Annotated in this window: 17 protein-coding genes and 2 pseudogenes; 3 read left to right on the forward strand and 16 right to left on the reverse strand. The window is 40.6% G+C overall.

Going from position 1 to position 19,236, the window contains the following annotated elements; translation table 11 throughout:
• Positions 1 to 11 precede the first annotated feature (11 nt).
• Positions 12 to 1,961, reverse strand: a complete 1,950-nt coding sequence (thrS, locus tag ERJ70_RS12540) for a threonine--tRNA ligase (RefSeq protein ID WP_209365185.1) — start codon at positions 1,959 to 1,961, stop codon at positions 12 to 14.
• 363 nt (positions 1,962 to 2,324) lie between these two features.
• Positions 2,325 to 3,176, reverse strand: coding sequence for a putative sporulation protein YtxC (ytxC, locus tag ERJ70_RS12545; protein WP_209365186.1), 852 nt, complete (start codon positions 3,174 to 3,176; stop codon positions 2,325 to 2,327).
• Positions 3,177 to 3,494: 318 nt separating this feature from the next.
• Here ytxC and ERJ70_RS12550 point away from each other — a divergent pair.
• Positions 3,495 to 3,635, forward strand: a pseudogene (locus ERJ70_RS12550) (IS1595 family transposase); the annotation flags it as partial.
• Between the two features lie 81 nt (positions 3,636 to 3,716).
• A complete protein-coding gene (locus ERJ70_RS12555) occupies positions 3,717 to 4,262 on the forward strand; it encodes a ClbS/DfsB family four-helix bundle protein (protein WP_209365187.1) in 546 nt (181 codons plus the stop codon).
• 220 nt (positions 4,263 to 4,482) lie between these two features.
• Here ERJ70_RS12555 and dnaI read toward each other — a convergent pair whose 3' ends face one another.
• The 11 genes from dnaI to ERJ70_RS12610 form a co-directional block, all read right to left on the reverse strand.
• Positions 4,483 to 5,415, reverse strand: coding sequence for a primosomal protein DnaI (gene dnaI / locus ERJ70_RS12560; RefSeq protein ID WP_209365188.1), 933 nt, complete (start codon positions 5,413 to 5,415; stop codon positions 4,483 to 4,485).
• 53 nt (positions 5,416 to 5,468) lie between these two features.
• A complete protein-coding gene (locus ERJ70_RS12565; RefSeq protein WP_209365189.1) occupies positions 5,469 to 6,845 on the reverse strand; it encodes a replication initiation and membrane attachment family protein in 1,377 nt (458 codons plus the stop codon).
• 35 nt (positions 6,846 to 6,880) lie between these two features.
• Positions 6,881 to 7,342, reverse strand: coding sequence for a transcriptional regulator NrdR (gene nrdR, locus ERJ70_RS12570; RefSeq protein WP_026569739.1), 462 nt, complete (start codon positions 7,340 to 7,342; stop codon positions 6,881 to 6,883).
• Between the two features lie 34 nt (positions 7,343 to 7,376).
• Positions 7,377 to 7,784 carry a cytosolic protein gene (locus ERJ70_RS12575; protein ID WP_209365190.1) on the reverse strand — a complete coding sequence of 136 codons (408 nt, stop codon included), beginning with the start codon at positions 7,782 to 7,784 and terminating at the stop codon, positions 7,377 to 7,379.
• A 199-nt stretch (positions 7,785 to 7,983) separates the two neighbouring features.
• Entirely contained in the window at positions 7,984 to 8,361 is a 378-nt protein-coding gene (gene speD / locus ERJ70_RS12580) for an adenosylmethionine decarboxylase (RefSeq protein ID WP_026569738.1), read from the reverse strand.
• 369 nt (positions 8,362 to 8,730) lie between these two features.
• A complete protein-coding gene (locus ERJ70_RS12585; RefSeq protein WP_209365191.1) occupies positions 8,731 to 9,762 on the reverse strand; it encodes a glyceraldehyde-3-phosphate dehydrogenase in 1,032 nt (343 codons plus the stop codon).
• A gap of 298 nt (positions 9,763 to 10,060) precedes the next feature.
• The gene (gene coaE / locus ERJ70_RS12590; protein WP_209365192.1) at positions 10,061 to 10,663 is read right to left on the reverse strand and encodes a dephospho-CoA kinase; all 603 of its coding nucleotides are present in this window, start codon (positions 10,661 to 10,663) and stop codon (positions 10,061 to 10,063) included.
• A 13-nt stretch (positions 10,664 to 10,676) separates the two neighbouring features.
• Positions 10,677 to 11,306, reverse strand: a complete 630-nt coding sequence (gene ytaF, locus ERJ70_RS12595) for a sporulation membrane protein YtaF (protein WP_209365193.1) — start codon at positions 11,304 to 11,306, stop codon at positions 10,677 to 10,679.
• A 70-nt stretch (positions 11,307 to 11,376) separates the two neighbouring features.
• The gene (gene mutM, locus ERJ70_RS12600) at positions 11,377 to 12,201 is read right to left on the reverse strand and encodes a DNA-formamidopyrimidine glycosylase (RefSeq protein ID WP_209365194.1); all 825 of its coding nucleotides are present in this window, start codon (positions 12,199 to 12,201) and stop codon (positions 11,377 to 11,379) included.
• Between the two features lie 17 nt (positions 12,202 to 12,218).
• Positions 12,219 to 14,858 (reverse strand): DNA polymerase I, encoded by a 2,640-nt coding sequence (gene polA, locus ERJ70_RS12605; protein ID WP_209365195.1) that lies wholly within the window; start codon positions 14,856 to 14,858, stop codon positions 12,219 to 12,221.
• Between the two features lie 394 nt (positions 14,859 to 15,252).
• Entirely contained in the window at positions 15,253 to 15,429 is a 177-nt protein-coding gene (locus tag ERJ70_RS12610) for a hypothetical protein (RefSeq protein WP_209369584.1), read from the reverse strand.
• 528 nt (positions 15,430 to 15,957) lie between these two features.
• Between ERJ70_RS12610 and ERJ70_RS12615 the strand changes: the two genes are divergently transcribed.
• On the forward strand, positions 15,958 to 16,191 hold the full coding sequence (locus tag ERJ70_RS12615; RefSeq protein WP_209365196.1) for a hypothetical protein: 234 nt from the start codon (positions 15,958 to 15,960) through the stop codon (positions 16,189 to 16,191).
• A 238-nt stretch (positions 16,192 to 16,429) separates the two neighbouring features.
• On the opposite strand, the pseudogene ERJ70_RS12620 reads toward ERJ70_RS12615, so the two are convergent.
• The 3 genes and pseudogenes from ERJ70_RS12620 to ERJ70_RS12630 all read right to left on the reverse strand — a co-directional run.
• A pseudogene (locus ERJ70_RS12620) lies at positions 16,430 to 16,911 on the reverse strand (IS1595 family transposase); the annotation flags it as partial.
• Positions 16,912 to 16,999: 88 nt separating this feature from the next.
• Complete coding sequence (gene pnpS / locus ERJ70_RS12625) at positions 17,000 to 18,388, reverse strand: two-component system histidine kinase PnpS (RefSeq protein ID WP_209365197.1); 1,389 nt, start codon at positions 18,386 to 18,388, stop codon at positions 17,000 to 17,002.
• On the reverse strand, positions 18,375 to 19,082 hold the full coding sequence (locus ERJ70_RS12630; protein ID WP_209365198.1) for a response regulator transcription factor: 708 nt from the start codon (positions 19,080 to 19,082) through the stop codon (positions 18,375 to 18,377). The genes pnpS and ERJ70_RS12630 overlap by 14 nt, the downstream gene beginning before the upstream one ends.
• Positions 19,083 to 19,236 lie beyond the last annotated feature (154 nt).

Here is a 19,236-nt window from a genome sequence, read left to right on the forward strand (position 1 = left end):
CATCTCTTTTTTTACTGGTTGGCTAATGTTTTTTCACGTATCTCCGCTTCGATTTGATCGATGAACTTATCCAAAGGCTTCGTCTCTGAATTTTTCTCGCCATAACGCCGGACGTTTACGGCAGTGTCTTCGATTTCTTTATCACCCACGACAAGGGCGTAAGGGATTTTCTGCGTTTGTGCTTCGCGGATTTTATAGCCGATTTTCTCATCACGCTCATCCACTTCTACGCGGACTCCACGATATCGCAAGTCCTCCTCCACTTTTTTAGCATAATCCAGGTGAATTCCAGGCGATACAGGGATAATCCGGGCTTGTACAGGTGCAAGCCATGTAGGAAATGCCCCTTTATATTCCTCGATAAGGAATGCCACAAAACGCTCCATCGTAGATACGACACCGCGATGGATGACGACAGGCCGGTGTTCTTTGCCGTCTTCCCCGATGTAGGTCAAATCAAACCGCTCGGGCAAATGAAAGTCCAATTGAACGGTAGACAACGTTTCATCTTTACCTAGCGCCGTTTTAACCTGAACATCCAGCTTAGGACCATAGAAAGCTGCTTCACCTTCGGCTTCCACATAATCAAGCTCCATGTCTTCCATCGTCTCTTTCAACATTGCCTGGGCTTTTTCCCACATCTCATCGTTATCAACGTACTTTTCAGTATCCTCTGGATCACGGTAGGATAGACGGAAATAATAATCATCGATACCGAAATCTTTGTAAACTGCCTGGACTAACTGTACCACACGAATAAATTCATCTTTCAGCTGATCTGGCCGTGCAAAGATATGGGCATCATTCAGTGTCATAGCCCGAACACGCTGTAAGCCGGCAAGTGCACCCGACATTTCATGGCGGTGCATGGTGCCAAGCTCCGCAATACGGACAGGAAGATTACGATAGCTGTGCAGTTCATTTTTAAACACCATCATATGATGCGGGCAGTTCATTGGACGTAGGACAAGGTCTTCGTTGTCCATTTCCAGTGTAGGGAACATGTCATCCTTGTAATGGTCCCAATGCCCACTTGTTTTATAAAGATCTACACTGCCGAGAACCGGGGTATAAACATGATCATAACCCAGCCTTTCCTCCAGATCGACAATGTAACGTTCGATTGTCCGGCGGATAGTGGCGCCTTTCGGCAGCCAAAGCGGCAAGCCCTGACCGACTTGCTGAGATACCGTGAACAAGTCCAGTTCTTTCCCCAACTTACGGTGGTCGCGTTCTTTCGCTTCTTCACGAAGACGCAAATATTCATCAAGACTGCTCTTTTTCTCAAATGCAGTGCCGTATATTCGCTGCAGCATTTTATTGTCGCTGTCACCTCGCCAGTAAGCACCAGAAATGCTCAACAGTTTAACAACTTTTATTTTACTCGTGGAAGGGACATGGATGCCACGGCATAAATCGAAGAATTCACCTTGCTGATAAATGGACACTGTTTCTCCTTCGGGAATAGCATCAATTAATTCAAGCTTTAATTCATCACCGATTTCCCGGAACATTTCCTTCGCTTCTTCGCGTGAAACTTCCTTGCGAACAATTTCTAAATTTTCGTCGATGATTTTTTGCATTTCTTTTTCAATTCTAGGTAAATCTTCTGGGGTTACGGATTCTTCCATATCAAAATCATAATAAAATCCATCCTCAATGACAGGACCCACCCCGAATTGAACATTATCGTACAAGCGCTTGATTGCCTGTGCCATCAAGTGAGCAGCAGAATGACGCATTATTTCAATTCCTTCTTGCTGTTTATTGGTGATGATCTCGATCTCGCCGTTTCCAGGCAGCTCGCTGCGAAGATCATAAGGGATTCCGTCCAGTTTTACTGCCAGCGCCTGTTTCTTTAATCCCGGTGAAATCGATGCTGCTATATCCTCTCCAGTTGTTCCCTGAGGAAATTCCTTCTGGGCCCCGTCTGGAAATGTAATGCGGATCATTTCTGACATAAGTAGTCTCTCCTTTAAAATTTGTTTTGTAGATTAAGCAGAATAAATAAAAAACGCCCGTCCCGATAGCTGTTAATAGCTAAGGGACGAGCGTTGGCCTCGTGGTTCCACCCTAATTCCCGCAAAAACGTACGGCTCATTTAGCATCTGTAACGTAGATGATACGCTGTTACTTACTATCTCAGTTCAATAACAGGGTTCAGAGGGGGTAATCAGAATGACGGTAATACAGGAAGCTTTCAGCCGGGCGGCTTCCCTCTCTATAGTATTCCTGGTCGATTCGATCGTGTCCTCATCAAAACCGATGTGTTAATCATTTATGAACGTAATTATAGCGATACAGTCGTCAAAAATCAAGTGTATTTAATGATTTCTTAAATAATTCGGGAAAGGAAACCGGGTAAACGGTTCGAAAACCGCTTTTTCCTGGAAAACATTGATCACGGTCAATGTTTTTGGCTCAGAAGGATGATCTCCGTATATGACCACCCGCTCAGGCGCCATGGCAAGCAGCGGTGTTATATTCAGCTCTGCTTCATCCAAACCGACTATGTACAGCGGCTCCTGCTGGATCAGCATTTTTATTTCCATCTTGGAAAATGGCTTTCCGTTCGCTTTATAAAATTTGAAGTTCCTGCCTTGGACAACGTGGACGACCTGGAATTTGGACTTCTTTTTTGCCACGTATTCCCGTAGCGATTGGACAAACGATTGGTAATCTTCTTCCCGTTTAAATTCATCAATCGCCATCCCGATGATTTCGATAAGTTCTTCTTTGTAGGGCTGCAGGCGAAAATTCACTAATGAGTTGAAGTGGACTGCTTCTTCAGTATGGATGTTATCCTGGAAGCAACTTTTCAATGTCTCCCGCAAGTCGATATCAACCGGTATCGGAACATCCCCTGAATCATCACCGGACAAAATAGAATGGGCCAGCTCCGAAATTCGATGTACTTCCTCCTTATCTTTATAATAATAAACATTTTTGATTATATCAGCGACCCAGCTGCTTTCTTTATGCCTTATGAAGACATATGCCATCGCCTCTGCAGTGTTAGCCAGCTGCTCCTCCTTGGAACGGCTTTCCCGGATTTTGATTCGGTTTCCCCACGTGTCGTTGGTTTTCCAGTTCAGTTCTACATCGAGGCCATACTGAACAATCCGATCACAAAATGTCATGGTTTCTGCTTTTGTCTCAAAATAAACCTCAAGCAATACTCATCACCCTCATCACGATCAAACTGTTACATTATATGGATGAATGCTTCAAAAAATGTGTGATCTATCGGAAGAAAAAATAGTAGATGGCAAAAAACGCCTGGGATCCACCATTCAATCTAAAGAGAAAGTTAATTAAATGTTTACTTAAATAAAAGCTATGTTAAACAACGCTGTTAATATTCGTCCCAAAGGAACATTTGTTCTGAGCGTAAGTATAACCATCTTTATGTTTTCAATCGGATACTTCTTTCAAGACAGGTTCACTTGCTCAGTAGGAAACCAAAGAATTGGTGAAAAACTCCTTCAAACGATTATTTGAGTTGGTTTCAGTTCCTTGATAGCATCAAGCATCGAAATAATGAATCAACCGTTAGTAAAATGATTATTGAAAGTTGCTTGTTCTCAGTAAGTATCACTTATGATAAGTTTAGATTATCAGATTTTACCAGGTGAAAACCTTATTCAACTAACGGGCAGTGTTAATTGAAAATGAAATTGATTCAAATAAACAATACATTATAGGAGGAAATCATCATGACGGAGAAAAGTGAAAAAGAAATTCTATTATTGAACAGTGACAAGAATTTTAAAGCATTGATTGAAGTAATTGAAACAGTACCTAGTAGAAAAAGAAAAATATCTATCGAAACTAAAGACAGAGCTAAGAATTTTCGAGATGTCCTAATGCATCTGTATGAATGGCATGCCATGCTTGAGCGGTGGTATAGGGAAGGTATGGACGGAGATATTCCATCTATACCAGCACCTGGTTATAAATGGAGAAATATTAAACTACTTAATATGAAAATTTGGGAAAACTATCAAGATGTAACATTAAATCAAGCTATTAAAAAATTGAAATTAAGCCATGAAAGAGTGACAGATTTAATTAAGTCACATACCAATGAAGAAATAATGACAAAAAAATACTATAAGTGGACTAAAACAAGTAATTTATGCAGCTATTTTGTAGCAAATACCTCCAATCATTACAATTGGGCTTATAAAAAATGTGAAATTATAGCAAAGTCTATAATAGCCGGAGAAAAAGAAGGAGCAAAGGACAAACTTGTGAAATAATGTACTTAAATTAACGGGTGCGTTAGTTCAATAAGAACGGGAACCTACTCTACGAGGGGTTCCCTAATTTTTTTCATTATAAATCAACAGTATTATTTAACATAGCTTAAATAAAAAAACCAACGAGTTCGAATGCTTAGGATTTCGAACATCGTTCGGTTTTTTCATTTGGCAACTATGCTTTTGTCCCAGCCTCTTTCCTTAAGGTATCTCTTTTCCCTTACTCCCTCCGGTTCACTCCAAAAAGAGGAACCTCTCGGCTGACTTGTTTGATCCGTTCAATGATCCTTCCAGCTTTGACTTTTTCGATGTCGCCTCTTGTAGTAGTCGCTAAATGGTTTTCCAGCTGTTCGAGACTATAATTGGAGGTGAAAAACACAGGTAACTTTTCCATCATTCTATACTGTAGTATAGATCCCAGTATCTCGTCTCTGAACCAGGCTGACTGCGACTCCGCTCCTATGTCATCCAGCATCAGAACAGGTATCGTTTTGAAGCGCTCCACTTTCTGATTCAGGGAGTCATCCTTTAAAGATGCTTTTATTTCTCTGACAAATTCGGGCATATAGATAATCATGGTTGCAATCCTTTTTTTTGCCAGCTCATTGGCAATTGCTCCTAAGAAATGCGTTTTTCCCACTCCGAAGGGGCCATAAAAATACATTCCTTTATCAGCTTGTTTATCGGTTCCGATCGACTGAAGGTAACGGAGGGATTCTGTAATAGCCTCCCGTCGTTTATCGGTGTGATCTAAATCCGTAAAAGTGGCGTTGAGAATATCCTTTGGCATATAAAGGCTTTGAATAAGCGACTTTTGCTTCTCCTGTTCGTCATGCTGGATTTTTTTATAGCATTTTTCATAGCTTAAACGAACCGTTTTTCCATCTACTTGCAAGTAAGGTGTATAGCCGGGAAGGATGTTTTTACATTCTTCCCGGACTGGACAGTCAGCGCAATTTTTAGATTGCGAGATAAATTCATAAAGCTTCATTAAATTCCTGTCGATGTCCTTTGAATCCAATTGTGGATTATTTAAAAGCAGCTGCTTGACCTGCGAATCATTAACGATTGCGCTTCGCAAGTGACTAAAATTCTCTTGGAAGTTTTTGTTATCTTTCATCCATTTTTTCAAGGAAGCTTGAATAGGTTCCATCTTCGATCATCCTTATTCTTTTACTTCTGTCCCCCACAAACAGAAACAGCGCCCTAGCTGCCATTTTCCAAATAGCTTTTTATCAGTTCGCCAAGGTCTTCCTGGTTTTCTTCTTTATCGATGGAAGTTTCTGTCTCTTTCGCAGTTTTTCCATTCTGTTGCGCTTTTCTTTCCTTAAACCAGTCTGGGATTACCTCTTTTTGGGCAGGTCTACGATAACTTTGCTTTGCAGAACCCCATTGCTGATATTTTTGATTCTCCGATTTGGCTAGAGCCATTGCCTGTTTCACTGTTTTCACATTTTTCCTGGCCCAGTGACTCGCTATTTTTTCTAAATAAGCCTTGGATAGTTTCATGTCTGTTTTTAAAAGTACATAATGAACCAACACATTCATGACACCTGGCGAAAGTCCTTGCTGTGTCATCACATCTCTGATTGTTTTTAAATCCTGTGCCGAGGCTTGGTTGCCGCCCGATAAATCTTCTAACAGCTGTTTTGGCGAAATTCCTTCCAGCATCTTCACAAACTGTTCTTCCTTGCTTTCCGGTACTTCTGTTGGATTTTCAGCTTTTACACTGCCAGCCTGTTTTTCCACCAGTTTTATATCGGCCTTTCTTGCAGAGGCTTGGAATAAATCATGGCAGGCAGATTTGAATTCCTTTGCGTCCAGCTGATTATCTTCATTGATAGCCCAAATCACGGCGCTTTCCAAGTCTTGAACAGGCAAATCATACAACACGGTCATTTGCCGAATCAGTTTTTTGTTGGCTGCTGTCAAGACAGAACGGGAGGGTATCATCCTTTTTTGCAGCATTTGTTCAATCCAGGAAAAATCAACTTCCTTGTCAAGATGAGCAATGCCTTTCTGGCTTTCTTGCTGCTTTTCTTCTCTCGGGGAATCGGGAGCAGCAAAATGGTGGATGCGTGTATCAAATACCTCCGCGAATTCCATGGTTACCTCTTCACCTTCTAGGTGATCATGACCCTCTATGTCAAACAACTGGAGCAATTCCGCATGTTTTTTTTCGCCAAGGTGATGATAAAGCAACTGTGACAGCATTCCATCATTAAAAAAATCCATCGGCAAAAAAGGAGGATTCAACTGGTATGTATATACATTCTTTTGTTCTTGTTCCGTTTTATATGTGCTCAATAAGCCGATGCCTTCCAGTTTCAAACGTGCCTGATACAACTTATCAAGCGGAAGAGACAAGTAATTCATCAACGTGTGATGGGTTTGCAGCTCCTGGTGGTTGTTTCTTAATTGGCACTCACTCATCAGTGTGTGATATAAAGAGATGGCATCACTGCCGACAAGCGGCTGATACAAATGGGTCAAAGATTGCAGACTGTCCAGAGATAAGGCCGCGGTTGTCTTTATAGCAAATCCGTCGATCGGGAGTAATTTACCAATATGTTGATGATTCACGATGTTGTCTCCTTTCCTGGATAAGCTTCATCCATTTATTTATTATCCGACCGTATCAAATCCTTCAATTCATCCAAAAAAACACTAATATCTTTAAACTGTCTGTACACAGAAGCAAACCGGACATATGCTACTTCATCTACAGAAGAAAGCCGATCCATGACCATCTCGCCAATTTCTTTGCTTTGCACCTCAGAGGTACCTCTGTTACGCAGTTCTTTTTCTACTTCTACGGCAATCGATTCGATTTGTTCCAACGCTACTGGACGCTTCTCGCAAGCCTTGATCAACCCTCTCATCAACTTTTCCCGACTGTACTCTTCTCTTGTCCCTTCTTTTTTGACGACAATCAATGGTACTTCTTCCAGCCTTTCAAATGTTGTAAAACGAAAAGAACATTCTTCGCATTCTCTTCTTCTTCTAATTGAACGGCCTTCTTCAATCGGACGGGAATCAAGCACTTTTGTACTTTTAAATTGGCAGTTAGGACATCTCATTATGTATCAACCCCATACTTTTATAGCAGTTTCATTATAAATCAGCATTCTTCGTCATCGATGTTTCCAAAAAAGTTAGTTCTTTCTTTAGCTGGCTGTACAATTTGGGAATCAGGTTATGGCTGAATCCGAAATCAAACGGGAGGACCGATTCGGTCGTCACTGAAAAGTCAATTGCAGTTCGATAAGGTTTTACCATAATGACCGTAGCAATAATGAAAGCTTTTCTTCCACCGGTGTAATTGACGCTGATTTCTCCGTGCTCTTTCGATTGAGCTACTATCTCATAGGAACCGGACCGTTTAAAGTATTCCTCAACAGCCTGTAAGCCTTTTTCTTTTGTCGTTTTAAAATAATGTGTCTGTAAATTTGCATCCCAATGATTTTCACTGGTTTCGGCATGATTGCCGAAATACTTTGTGATTGTTTGTCGAAAACTCATGACAGGCACCTCATAACTTAGACAAAGTCTTTTCTTTTTATTTTAACACGTTTTTAACGATTAAACGATGACCAAAGTCTTTTCTTTGTTTCACATCCATCCCACCCGATTCAGCAATAGGGAAATATTTGGAAAAATATGGCTTCGGCATAAAAAACCCTTGCCGTCTCCTCTTTGGCAAGGGTTTCTGTTTCGTCCATTATAAGGCTTTAAACTGGCTGACTTCCACAGGACCCATTCCCCGCGGTACTTCTACTTTTTCGCTACGATTCGACTCAAGCGATTCAGCAATATATTCCGCAGCTACGTTTGGATCGATAATATCACCACACGTATAGACATCGATGCTTGCGTATCCATGTTCCGGGAAGCTGTGGATTGTTAAATGGGATTCTGAAATAATCACGACGCCGCTCACACCATAAGGAGCAAATTTATGAAAAGCAACCTCGCGAATTTCGGCTCCGGCTTTTAAAGCTGCATTCACGAAAATCTTCTCGATTAATCCCATATCATTCAGTTTATCTATATTACATTCCCATAGTTCTGCAATAACGTGTCTGCCCATTGTATCCATTCAATTAATCCCCCTTTTAAAAGTAAAAAAGTTTCCTCAATAAAAGCATGGACCGCCATGGGGGAAAGTTAGTCCTAAGAGGTCCTAACCCTTAAAGCAGTGGATATCCATGCTCACGGTGAAGAATTACCGGAAACCGGGTTGTGTTGAAACAGCTTTGCATTATTTGGTATACCTCTTTTATTCGAAGCATTAAACCAGAAATCCTTCTTGCATACGGCAACCGTCATCAAACGGTTGATGTGCAAAAAAAGTATATACGGTTTACCTTGTTTTTGCAAGCATGTTCAAAAACTTTTTTGTAGAGAGAATAAGGGGGCGTTATTCCCTCCATCTTATTATTAGGCAATCAGCAGGCACTTATCCGCATCAGGAATACTGATATCGTTCCTGTTTGGCTAAAGCCATGGAGATAAATCTGGCAAGATCTACTACGCGACAGGCGTATCCCCATTCATTGTCATACCATGCGATGATTTTCAAGTTATTCTCGGCAACGACCATCGTCGATAACCCATCTACCACTGCTGAAAAATCGGAAGTTGTGTAATCGATGGAAACTAGCGGCTGATCACTATATTGAATGATGCCATCCATTGACTCCTCGCTGGCTCGTCTAAAGCATTCGTTTACTTTGTCGGGAGTGACGTCTTTTTGCAGGTCAACGGTCAAATCGACCAATGAAACATTCGGCGTAGGTACACGTAAGGCGATTCCTTTTAGTTTTCCCTCCATGGCAGGTATTACATCCTTAATTGCTTCTGCAGCTCCAGTGGTGGTAGGGATAATCGACTGTGTACAGCCGCGCGCTCTTCGTAAATCCTTATGCGGATTATCTAGGCTCTGCTGGTCATTTGTAAAAGCATGAACCGTGGTCAACAAACCATGTTCTATACCAAATTCATGATGAAGAACTTTTAGCAATGGTGCCAGACAATTTGTTGTGCAAGAGGCTGCAGATATTACCCGATGGTTTTCCGGCTGAAAATCCGCTTGATTTACACCCATAACAATCGTGGCATCCACATTTTTGCCGGGTGCAGTAATGATGACTTGCTTAGCCCCAGCATCCAAATGCTGTCCAGCTGCTTCTCTCGTTTTAAATTTTCCTGTCGCTTCGATAACAAGGTCTATTTCCAACTCTCCCCAGGGAAGCTCGCGCGGAGTCCGGTTGGAGACAAGCAGAACTTTTTTTCCGTTAACCAGCACACCGTCCGAAACCGCTTTCACTTCAGGCGAAAATTTTCCATGAACGCTGTCATAATTGATTAAATGTGCGATGGTTTCTGAAGGGTAACTGGCATTAATGGCGACTATATCCAATTCGTTGTCGCAAATTGCCCTTCTGAACACCATCCGCCCAATCCTACCGAACCCATTAATTGCTATACGAGTAGTCATTAAAGCGACCTCCTATTAAAGTGCATTTTTATCATTAATCATACAATAGTATAGCATATTTAATTTATTAGTGTGTCACTTTTTATAACGCAAAATAAAAAAGCCTGGAATTTCAGGCTTTTTTCGAAACGTCGACTTTCTCACTTTTTAAACAAAATCCTTCCTCCAACAACTGTTTCACCACAAGTTCATTTTCGTTCCAAAAGACTTCCAATACGCAATACATTCGTCTATGGAAGTGGAAATAGTGCTCCCGGTGAAGTTTTTTAAAGAAACCGTGTCCTAGCCGAAGTCTGTTTTAGAGAGGAACTTCCCATTTTTTTAAAATGGTGAGCAGCTGCTGACGGGATGACTCCACACTGCCATTATTATCAATTATTTCATCTGCCATTTTTGCTTTTTTCTCTAAGGGAAGCTGGGAATTCATGCGGTCGATTGCTTCTTCTTCAGAAAAGCCATTTCGATCCATCAACCGTTGCCGTTGTGTTGGTTCATCTACATAAACTACCAGTACCTTATCAACAAAATGTGTAAGGCCGCTCTCATATAACAATGGAATATCCAGTACGACGGCCGCTTCCCCCTTATCTGCATATGCGTCTCGTTGTTCCAGCATTTTTTTTCTTACTGCTGGATGGACGATATTATTAAGTTGTTCTCTTTTTTCTTTATCTTTGAAAATAATACTGCCCAATTTTCCACGATCTAAATTCCCATCGGAGAGAAGCACATCTTCACCGAATAGATCGACAATTTGCTCATATGCAGCCTCTCCCTTTTCTACTACCTGTCTGGAAATAATATCTGCATCTACTATAGGAATATTCCATTCGGCAAAAATGCCGGCAATGGTACTTTTCCCGCTGGCAATCCCTCCAGTCAGTCCGATTACAAGTGCCATATCTATCACACCTTCAGGTAATTTTTATGATCCCGATTACGATGAGAATCAAACCGGGAAGAAATGTCAATTGCTGCAGCCAACGCCAATAAGAGAATAAGTAGCCGCTTTTCAATCCTCCAGTCAAAAAAATTCCAGTAGTGGCACCAATGCCACAAGCTGCCAGCAATGGTGGGAACCCAAGCATGGCTGCCCCAATCCCTGCACCAAAAGAGTCAACAGACAACGCCAAACCAAGCAGCAAAGCTTCTATCCCGGTTATGTTTCCAGATTTATCAAAGTCAGCCGCCATCGGTTTTTTTAATATTTCGATGACAATACCAAGCGACTTTATTTCAAATTTCAAGACAATCGGCTGTTCCGGTTGCGTATTATCGGTTCGGAAAAACTGGTAAACGACCCAAATGCCAATCAATATAAGTACTGTTCCACCGATCATTTCTGCTACTGAAGGATCCAGAAAAGAAGCAATTACGGAGCCGATCAACATGGAAATATAAAAAACTACGGCCGTTATTATCGCGATTAGAAGGATAGTCCGGGGTCTTATTGCCATTTTCCGTAATCCATAAGTAAATCCGACCATGAAACTGTCCAAGCTGACAGCAAAAGCAAGCAGCACAAAGGTGGAGATATCAGCCATATCCTTAACTCCTTTATCCGTATACTTTTACGAGTTAGTATATGGATGGAGTATCCCCCTTGTGCTTACCCTATTCTTGACAGGTTAAGCAAATATGTGTTCCTCTGCCACCTACTTTGATTTTGGTTATAGGTCCTCCACATCTTTTGCATGGTTCGTTTTCCTGTCCATAAACAAACAATTCCTGCTGAAACATACCAATTTGCCCCTGACTGTTTACGTAAGAGCGGATGGTAGTACCTCCTTGTTCAATTGCCTGTTCCAATGTTTCGACAGCCTTTTGATGGATGACAGAAACTTCTTTCTTAGATAAACTGGTTCCCTTTCTCTCTGGATGAATGCCTGCTTTGAACAGCGACTCATCGACATAAATATTGCCCAATCCTGCAATCACCGTCTGATCCAATAAAATCGATTTAATCGTTCGTTCACTTTTATGGACCTTTTGATAAAAAACGGCAAAATCGAATGCTGGGCTGAATGGATCAGGGCCGAGCTGACTTAAAGGTTTTTGCTGGTTTGCTGTTCCTTTTTCAACCAAATGCATCGTACCGAATTTCCTTACATCTTTGTAACGAAGCTCACTGCCATCGGTGAATGTGAATACAACATGCGTATGATTCAACACAGGCTCATGCTGTTGATAAACACCGTAATTTCCTTCCATGCGCAAATGGGAAATCAATGTATAATCATCCAGTTCGAACAACAAAAATTTCCCCCGTCGGTCGATATCAAGGATTCTTTGCCCGGGAAGCAGTTGTTTAAATACGTGAACATCCGTTGGCTGTTTGATTATGTTATCCCAATACACTTTTACATCCGCAATTTGTTTATTTTTTACAAGTTCCAATAATGTTTTTCTTATTGTTTCCACTTCAGGCAATTCTGGCATTACCTATTCTCTCCTTGCTATTTTGCATCATACCAAGTCTTCCCATAAGCATAATCTACTTTTAATGGTACGTTCAATTCAATTGCACTTTCCATCGCCGAGGGGACAATGGTTTTCAATTTATCAATTTCCCTGTTTGGTGCTTCCAAAATCAATTCATCGTGTACTTGAAGCAACATTCTTGCTTCCACTTGCTCGTCCTTCAATTTCTGATGAAGATTGATCATCGCCAGTTTGATAATATCAGCAGCACTACCTTGGATCGGCGTATTCATTGCTGTCCGTTCGGCAAAGCTCCGTTTGTTGAAATTTCGGCTGGTGATATCAGGAAGGTATCTTCTCCGATTCATCATCGTGGAAACGTAGCCCGTTTGCTTCGCCTCCTGAATGATTTCCTCCATATAATCTCTTACACCCAAATAGGTATCCAAATACCGGTCGATAAATTTTTTCGCTTCTTTCCTAGTAATTCCCAGGCTCTGCGATAACCCATAATCGCTTATTCCATAGACTATTCCGAAATTGACGGCCTTCGCCTGCCTGCGCATATTCGGGGTTATCTCGTCTTCAGCAACATGAAAAACCTCCATAGCAGTTTGCGTATGAATGTCTTTGTTGTCATTGAAAGCTTCAATTAGTTTTTCGTCATTGGCTATGTGTGCTAAGACACGCAGCTCAATTTGCGAATAATCGGCTGCAAATACAATCCAATCCTCTTTAGAAGCTGTAAACGCCTGTCTGATTTTCCTTCCTTCTTCCAGGCGAATCGGGATGTTTTGTAAGTTCGGATCCGTCGAACTCAATCTGCCCGTTTGTGTTAGTGCTTGGTTGAAACGCGTGTGGATTTTATCGTTGTCTCTATGGACCACTTTCAACAATCCTTCTATATACGTTGACTGCAATTTCCCTAACTGCCTGTACAATAACAAGTTCGGTATGATTTCATGCTGATCCTGTAACTGTTCCAAAATATCCGCAGAGGTGGAATAACCTGTTTTCGTTTTTTTGATAACAGGCAAGCCGAGTTTTTCAAACAAAATCGGCCCCAATTGTTTTGGCGAGTTCAAGTTGAATTCCTCACCAGCAAGCTCAAACACTTTCTCTTCGATTTCCTTGAGACGGCGCTGGAGTTCTGTACCCATTTCCTCCAGCCGCTTTATATCTACCCGCACACCAGTGTGTTCCATTTCACCCAGGATAACCGCAAGTGGCATTTCCAATTCATCAAACAGTTCAAACTGCTGATTTTCTTTCAACTGCTCTTCCATTCTGTCTTTTAACTGATAGATCAACCCGGTTTTTCTGGATACATGGTCGGCAAGCAGTTCCTGCTCTGGCACCTTCAGTTTCGCGCCTTTCCCATATACTTCTTCGTCATACAACACCCCTTTTTCTCCCATTCGATGGCAAATAGCCGGGATATCGTGATGATTCTCGGAAGGATTGATTAGATAGGAAGCTAGCAGCAAATCAAAAGTAATACCTTTTACGTCTATGCCCTTATTCAGCAAAGCGACCGTCGTCTTCTTTGCATCAAAAACATATTTTTTCATGGAAGGGTCTTCTGCCCACTGTTTGAAAGCAGTAGATTCCAATGCTGCTTCGGTTGGGACAAAGTAGTTGTGCTGGGCATTGACGATACCGATTCCTTCTATCGGAGCTGAATGGTAGTTGTCCTGCAGCATTTCTACCACCACAGCTTCTTCTCCTGTGAACACATCCTCGGTGATCTCCTCGAGAATGGATACATTTAATTCTGGCAGCTCTTCCCTTGGTTCTGCATCCTCTGCACCCTCGCCATCTAGTCTGCTTAACAGGGATTGAAAACCCAATTCTTTGAAAATGGCACTTACTTTATGTGCTTGATACCCGGGGTATGGAAGATCTTCCAAGCCTATTTCCAGGGGAGAGTCACAAGATATCGTCACCAGTTCTTTACTCATATAGGCATCCTGCTTATGGTTTTCGAGTTTTTCCTTCAGCTTTTTCCCACTGACTTCATCCAAATGGTCAAAAAGATTATCAAGTGTTTCATATTGCTTCAACAGTTTGACAGCCGTTTTTTGACCAATTCCCGGTACACCGGGAATATTGTCAGAACTATCCCCCATCAAGGCTTTCATATCAATGATTTGTTCTGGTTTTACTTCCATTTTTTCCAGCATGAAGGAAGGGGTATAGGCATCGATATCGCTAAGTCCTTTTTTCGTCAAGCTAACCGTGACTTTATCAGAAACAAGCTGAAGAAGGTCCTTATCACCAGATATGACGTTTACTTCCCATTCCTTGCCCTCACCCTGTTTAGCAAGAGTTCCGATGATATCGTCCGCCTCGTATTGCTCCAGCTGATAATGAGGAATACTGAAAGCATCCAACAAGTCACGAAGCAACGGGAACTGTTCAGAAAGCTCAGGCGGCGTTTTTTGTCTCCCGCCTTTGTACTCCTTGTATGTTTTATGACGGAAGGTAGTTTTTCCTGCGTCAAAGGCGACCAGCATATGGGTCGGTTTTTCTGTCTCCAGTATTTTCAGCAGCATGTTGGTGAATCCATATATAGCGTTGGTATAAACACCTTTGTCATTGTTCAATAGCGGCAAGGCAAAAAAAGCCCGATAGGCAATACTATTGCCATCAATAAGGATAAGTTTATTGGTCATCTTTCGCTCTCCTTTTCTTTTCAAAAAAATTATGTATTTTCCTACAAGCTTTCAGTTTTTCACATTTTGCGCCTGTACGCTCGTGTAGTGTACCTTCGACCTCTCTTCTATCTTACCATGTTTCAGGATAAGAAGAAAAAAGTGTGTAACTGTGGGGCATTAGTCAGCTGAGTAGATCATTATTCTCTAGAAGACCTGTCCATCACAGTCCGATCGGTTTTACTTTAGGAAAACATGTCTGGGAAGATAACTTACTCAAAAAATTTCATTACAAGGCTCTGTTAATGTTTAATGTTGATATTAGGTATAAAAATGGACCTTCCACAAATCAGGAAGGTCCATTTTTATTATTGGCCTACTAAACTAACGACCCCGTCACTTTAAATGCATTTCTTCACGACTTATAAGGAAATAGCTTATTCCCTATCAAACCGCCTACTAAAGCAGATACCCCTGCAATGATAACTTTGGTAATAAGGTTTGTATTAGGAAAAAAATACTCAGATAAAAAAAACACAATTCCAACAAATAACCCTGTAAATAAAGCCATTCCTGTACTTCCCTTTTTCAAAATAACCACCTTCAATGTGAGACATAAAACTATAAGAATCCTTTTCACTAAGCATTATTTTATACGCTAAATCCCCTTTAAAAGTTTAGTATTCTATTCAAGTAAACTGCTGCGTTAGTTCAATTTCTATATAATAAATGTTAACGTAATACACCAATTTGTAATTGGTATTCCTGAACTAAAAAACAATAAAAAAGAACAACTTTAACGTCAGTCTGCTTACTTAATGATTGCCCCCGTTACTTTAAGTACATTCTTTCACAAAGTTAGTCAGATTGATGTTATTTGAATGCGCAGTATGATTGTCCTGCGCAGCAATAAATCCTGTTATTAATGAAAGGTTTTGTTCAGCTAACGCACCAGTGAATTTAATAAGAATCTTCGCTTTTATTATACACCTTATTCTAACTATTCAGACAGTATTATACAATATACCATATATATGTTATACTAATATATACAATACAATCGTTGGGAACCTTTTGACTTTCCTTAGTCTTCTTCCATCATTAAGGAGGAAACACTAAAATGTCAAAAGAAAGTCTAATAAAAACGCTTGAAACTCTTTGTCAGTACAACCATGTTGAGATTACACATACATTTAGCTCTAATGAACAACCAATAATGACAGTACGATGCATAAAACATACAAGGACTATAGAGATAACCAATCATAAAAATAATACGGTAAAATTGTTTGATAATATTGAAGAATCAGCGGAAGCCCTACAACTTTTAATAAATATAAATACGATTGTTTAAACCTCTTACTCTTAAGAGGTTTTTTGTTACTCATTTTTTGTCAAATGCCACATAAAGTTCTCATACTCATCTTAAACTAAACTGCCTCGTGAGTTTAAGTACACTTTTTCACAAAGTCATTTAAAAATGAAGACTCTTGTTGCGCAGTAAGAGTCTAATACGCATTAAAGAATGACGACTTTCTTATTCCGCATAACTGCCTGTTAGTTGAATAAAAATAATATTTATGTCGTAAATTTCTAAGTGTATCATATGTTTCCATATTTTGTATTAGGTTTTAATAATCAAATCATTTATAGTGACAGGATTTATTTGATGTTGAATGGATTCTAATTCTTGAAACTAAGCAATGTAACTGTTCACATATTTAGTTGTAACTCCATTAAATGTTGTATCCATCCTTTTGCCTTCGATGATAATTGGTGACATTTTGAATGTGGCATAGATCCTCTGTGCGAATCTCTCCGTTAGACTTGAATAGATGAATAATCATACCTTTTTCAGCAGCATATGTTTTAAAGGCACGCCAAGAATCGGTGCATAAAACATTCTCTCTTGATAGTTTATGTCCGATAGCTTTGTCTAATTGCTCTTTTGTTAATCGATCCATTCCCAATGTTTCCGAATAGGTCATCTTTCATGGTCTCTTGGGACCAAGACACATACTTGTTCGTAGCTTATGCCACGTTTCTTAGCTGAACCACCATGTTTACGGAGTTTGCTGCAATTACAAAAGGGCTCTCCACCAGTCGTTTTTCTGACTTAGTGAACAGCCCGTTCACCTTTAATATAAAAATAAATGCTGCATTCATTGAAAATGCTCCGGCTTTAACGGCAATTCAACCGTGAACACCGTTCCTTCGTTTAGTTTGCTATCCAAATAGATCGAACCCTTGTGCGCTTCAATAATATGCTTTACAATCGCCAAACCAAGCCCCGTACCACCGGTATTTCTGCTTCTCGCCCTGTCAACACGATAAAAACGTTCAAAGATCCTGCTTTGGGCCTTTTCTGGTACTCCGATTCCAGTATCGGCAACGGTTATCTTTAACTTGTCAACATTCCGTAGGATAGTCAAAGCCACTTTTCCCTGTTCCTGTGTGTAATTGACTGCATTATTCAGTAGATTGATCAATACCTGCTTCAGCCGTTCTTCGTCTACCACAGCCGCCAGCTGATCCGGAAGATCGGCAGTCAACTCAATCTGCTTTTTATCTGCCTGCTGCTTGACCACAGGCAGTAAGTCATGGACTAACGACGGAACATTCACTTCTGTATATTCCAATCGCAACTCTTCTTTTTCCAATTTGGACAATTCCAATAAATCGTAAATTAAAGTCTGGAGACGCCCACTCTCTTTTAAAATAATTTCTAAGAATTGCCGTCGGAGTTCTGTATCTTCCATCGCTCCTTCCAACAATGTTTCAGCAAAACCTTTGATAGAAGTAATCGGTGTTTTTAATTCGTGGGAAACATTTGCGACAAAATCCTTACGCATTTCTTCCAGTCTCTTTAACTCCGTAATATCATGAAAAACCAGTACTGCACCTTTCAGCTCCCGTTTATCATTAAAAATCGGGGCGCCGACTGCTTCTACCGCTTTTCGTTCCAGGCCCGAAGTGATCGAAAAGGAGACCTTCACCTTTTCTTCGTAAAGAAATGCTTCCTGGACTGCTTTATGTATCTTCTCCTTGTCCAAAACATCATAATATAAAAATCCCAAGTAATCTTTTTCGGTCGAACCAAATATGGATAAAAATTTCCGATTGACCATGTGGACATAGCCTTTTTCGTCAATCAGCATCAAACCGCTTTCCATATTGTCAATCACGGTGCTCATCTGATTTTCCTGCATTTTTTCCTGTAATGTGATCTGCTGCAAGCTTCTTGCCAATACATTAATGGAATTACTCAGCTTGCCGGCCTCTCCGAAATAGCTGACATAAGTTCTCGCCTTGTAGTTTCCTTGCACTAGTTCGTCTGCTACCCTGGCTGCTGACTGAATGGGTTTTATGTATTTTTCAAAAACATTCATAATCAAAACCAAAAAAACAATTAATCCGCCAAGAAGGCTGCAAAGGCCAATTATTCTTTCCGTAAATTCGAGAAGCGGAAGAATAATGACAGCCATCCCAGTAAAAATTAGCACAACCACAAAAAGGTAGCTTAGAAAGGGCCGTATATTAACCGATCCCATTTAAATGATCCTCCATTTTGTACCCTAGTCCCCTGATGGTTTTGATGTAGACAGGGTGTTTTGTATCAGGCTCGATTTTCTCCCGCAAATGGCTGACATGAACATCTACGATGCGTGTATCTCCAACAAAATCATAATTCCATACAGCGCTCAGCAATTGATCCCTCGATAATACCTTACCTTTATGCTTGGCCAAATATAGTAAAAGTTCGAATTCTTTTCTTGTAAATAATAGCGGTTCTCCCTTCATAACTGCTTCGTATTGTTCCGGATAAATCACTAAGTCGGCTATTTTCAGAAAAGATAACTCCGCTTCAGCAGGCTGCTTGTTCGTTCTTCGCAGTATCGCTTTGATCCGGGCGACAACTTCCTTCGGGCTGAACGGCTTTGTAAGATAATCATCAGCACCTAACTCAAGACCCAGCACTTTATCAAATTCATCATCCTTGGCAGTCAACATCAAAATAGGTGTGTCTATCTGTTTTTGCCTTAGCAGTTTGCACACTTCCGTACCATCCAACTCAGGAAGCATGATGTCAAGAACAATCATATCGAAATTTTCCTGAACCGCTTTTTGGACTGCTGTCTGCCCGTCATAAGCTACATCGGTTTGAAACCCTGCTTGTTCTATGTTGTATTTCAACAAGGTCACAATCGATTCCTCGTCGTCCACTATTAATACCTTTCGGTTCATCCCAACACCCCATTGTCTCTTTATATAGTATGTTTATTCTCTTTTTTCATCATACAATGAAGGGGGTATTATGTGAATACAAGAAACCTTATTATCGATAAACTCATCTGTAAAATTTCCTTTACAAACTTTACAATTGCTATTTCAAATTGTT

This window comes from Sediminibacillus dalangtanensis (genome assembly GCF_017792025.1).
Lineage (GTDB): Bacteria > Bacillota > Bacilli > Bacillales > Amphibacillaceae > Sediminibacillus > Sediminibacillus dalangtanensis.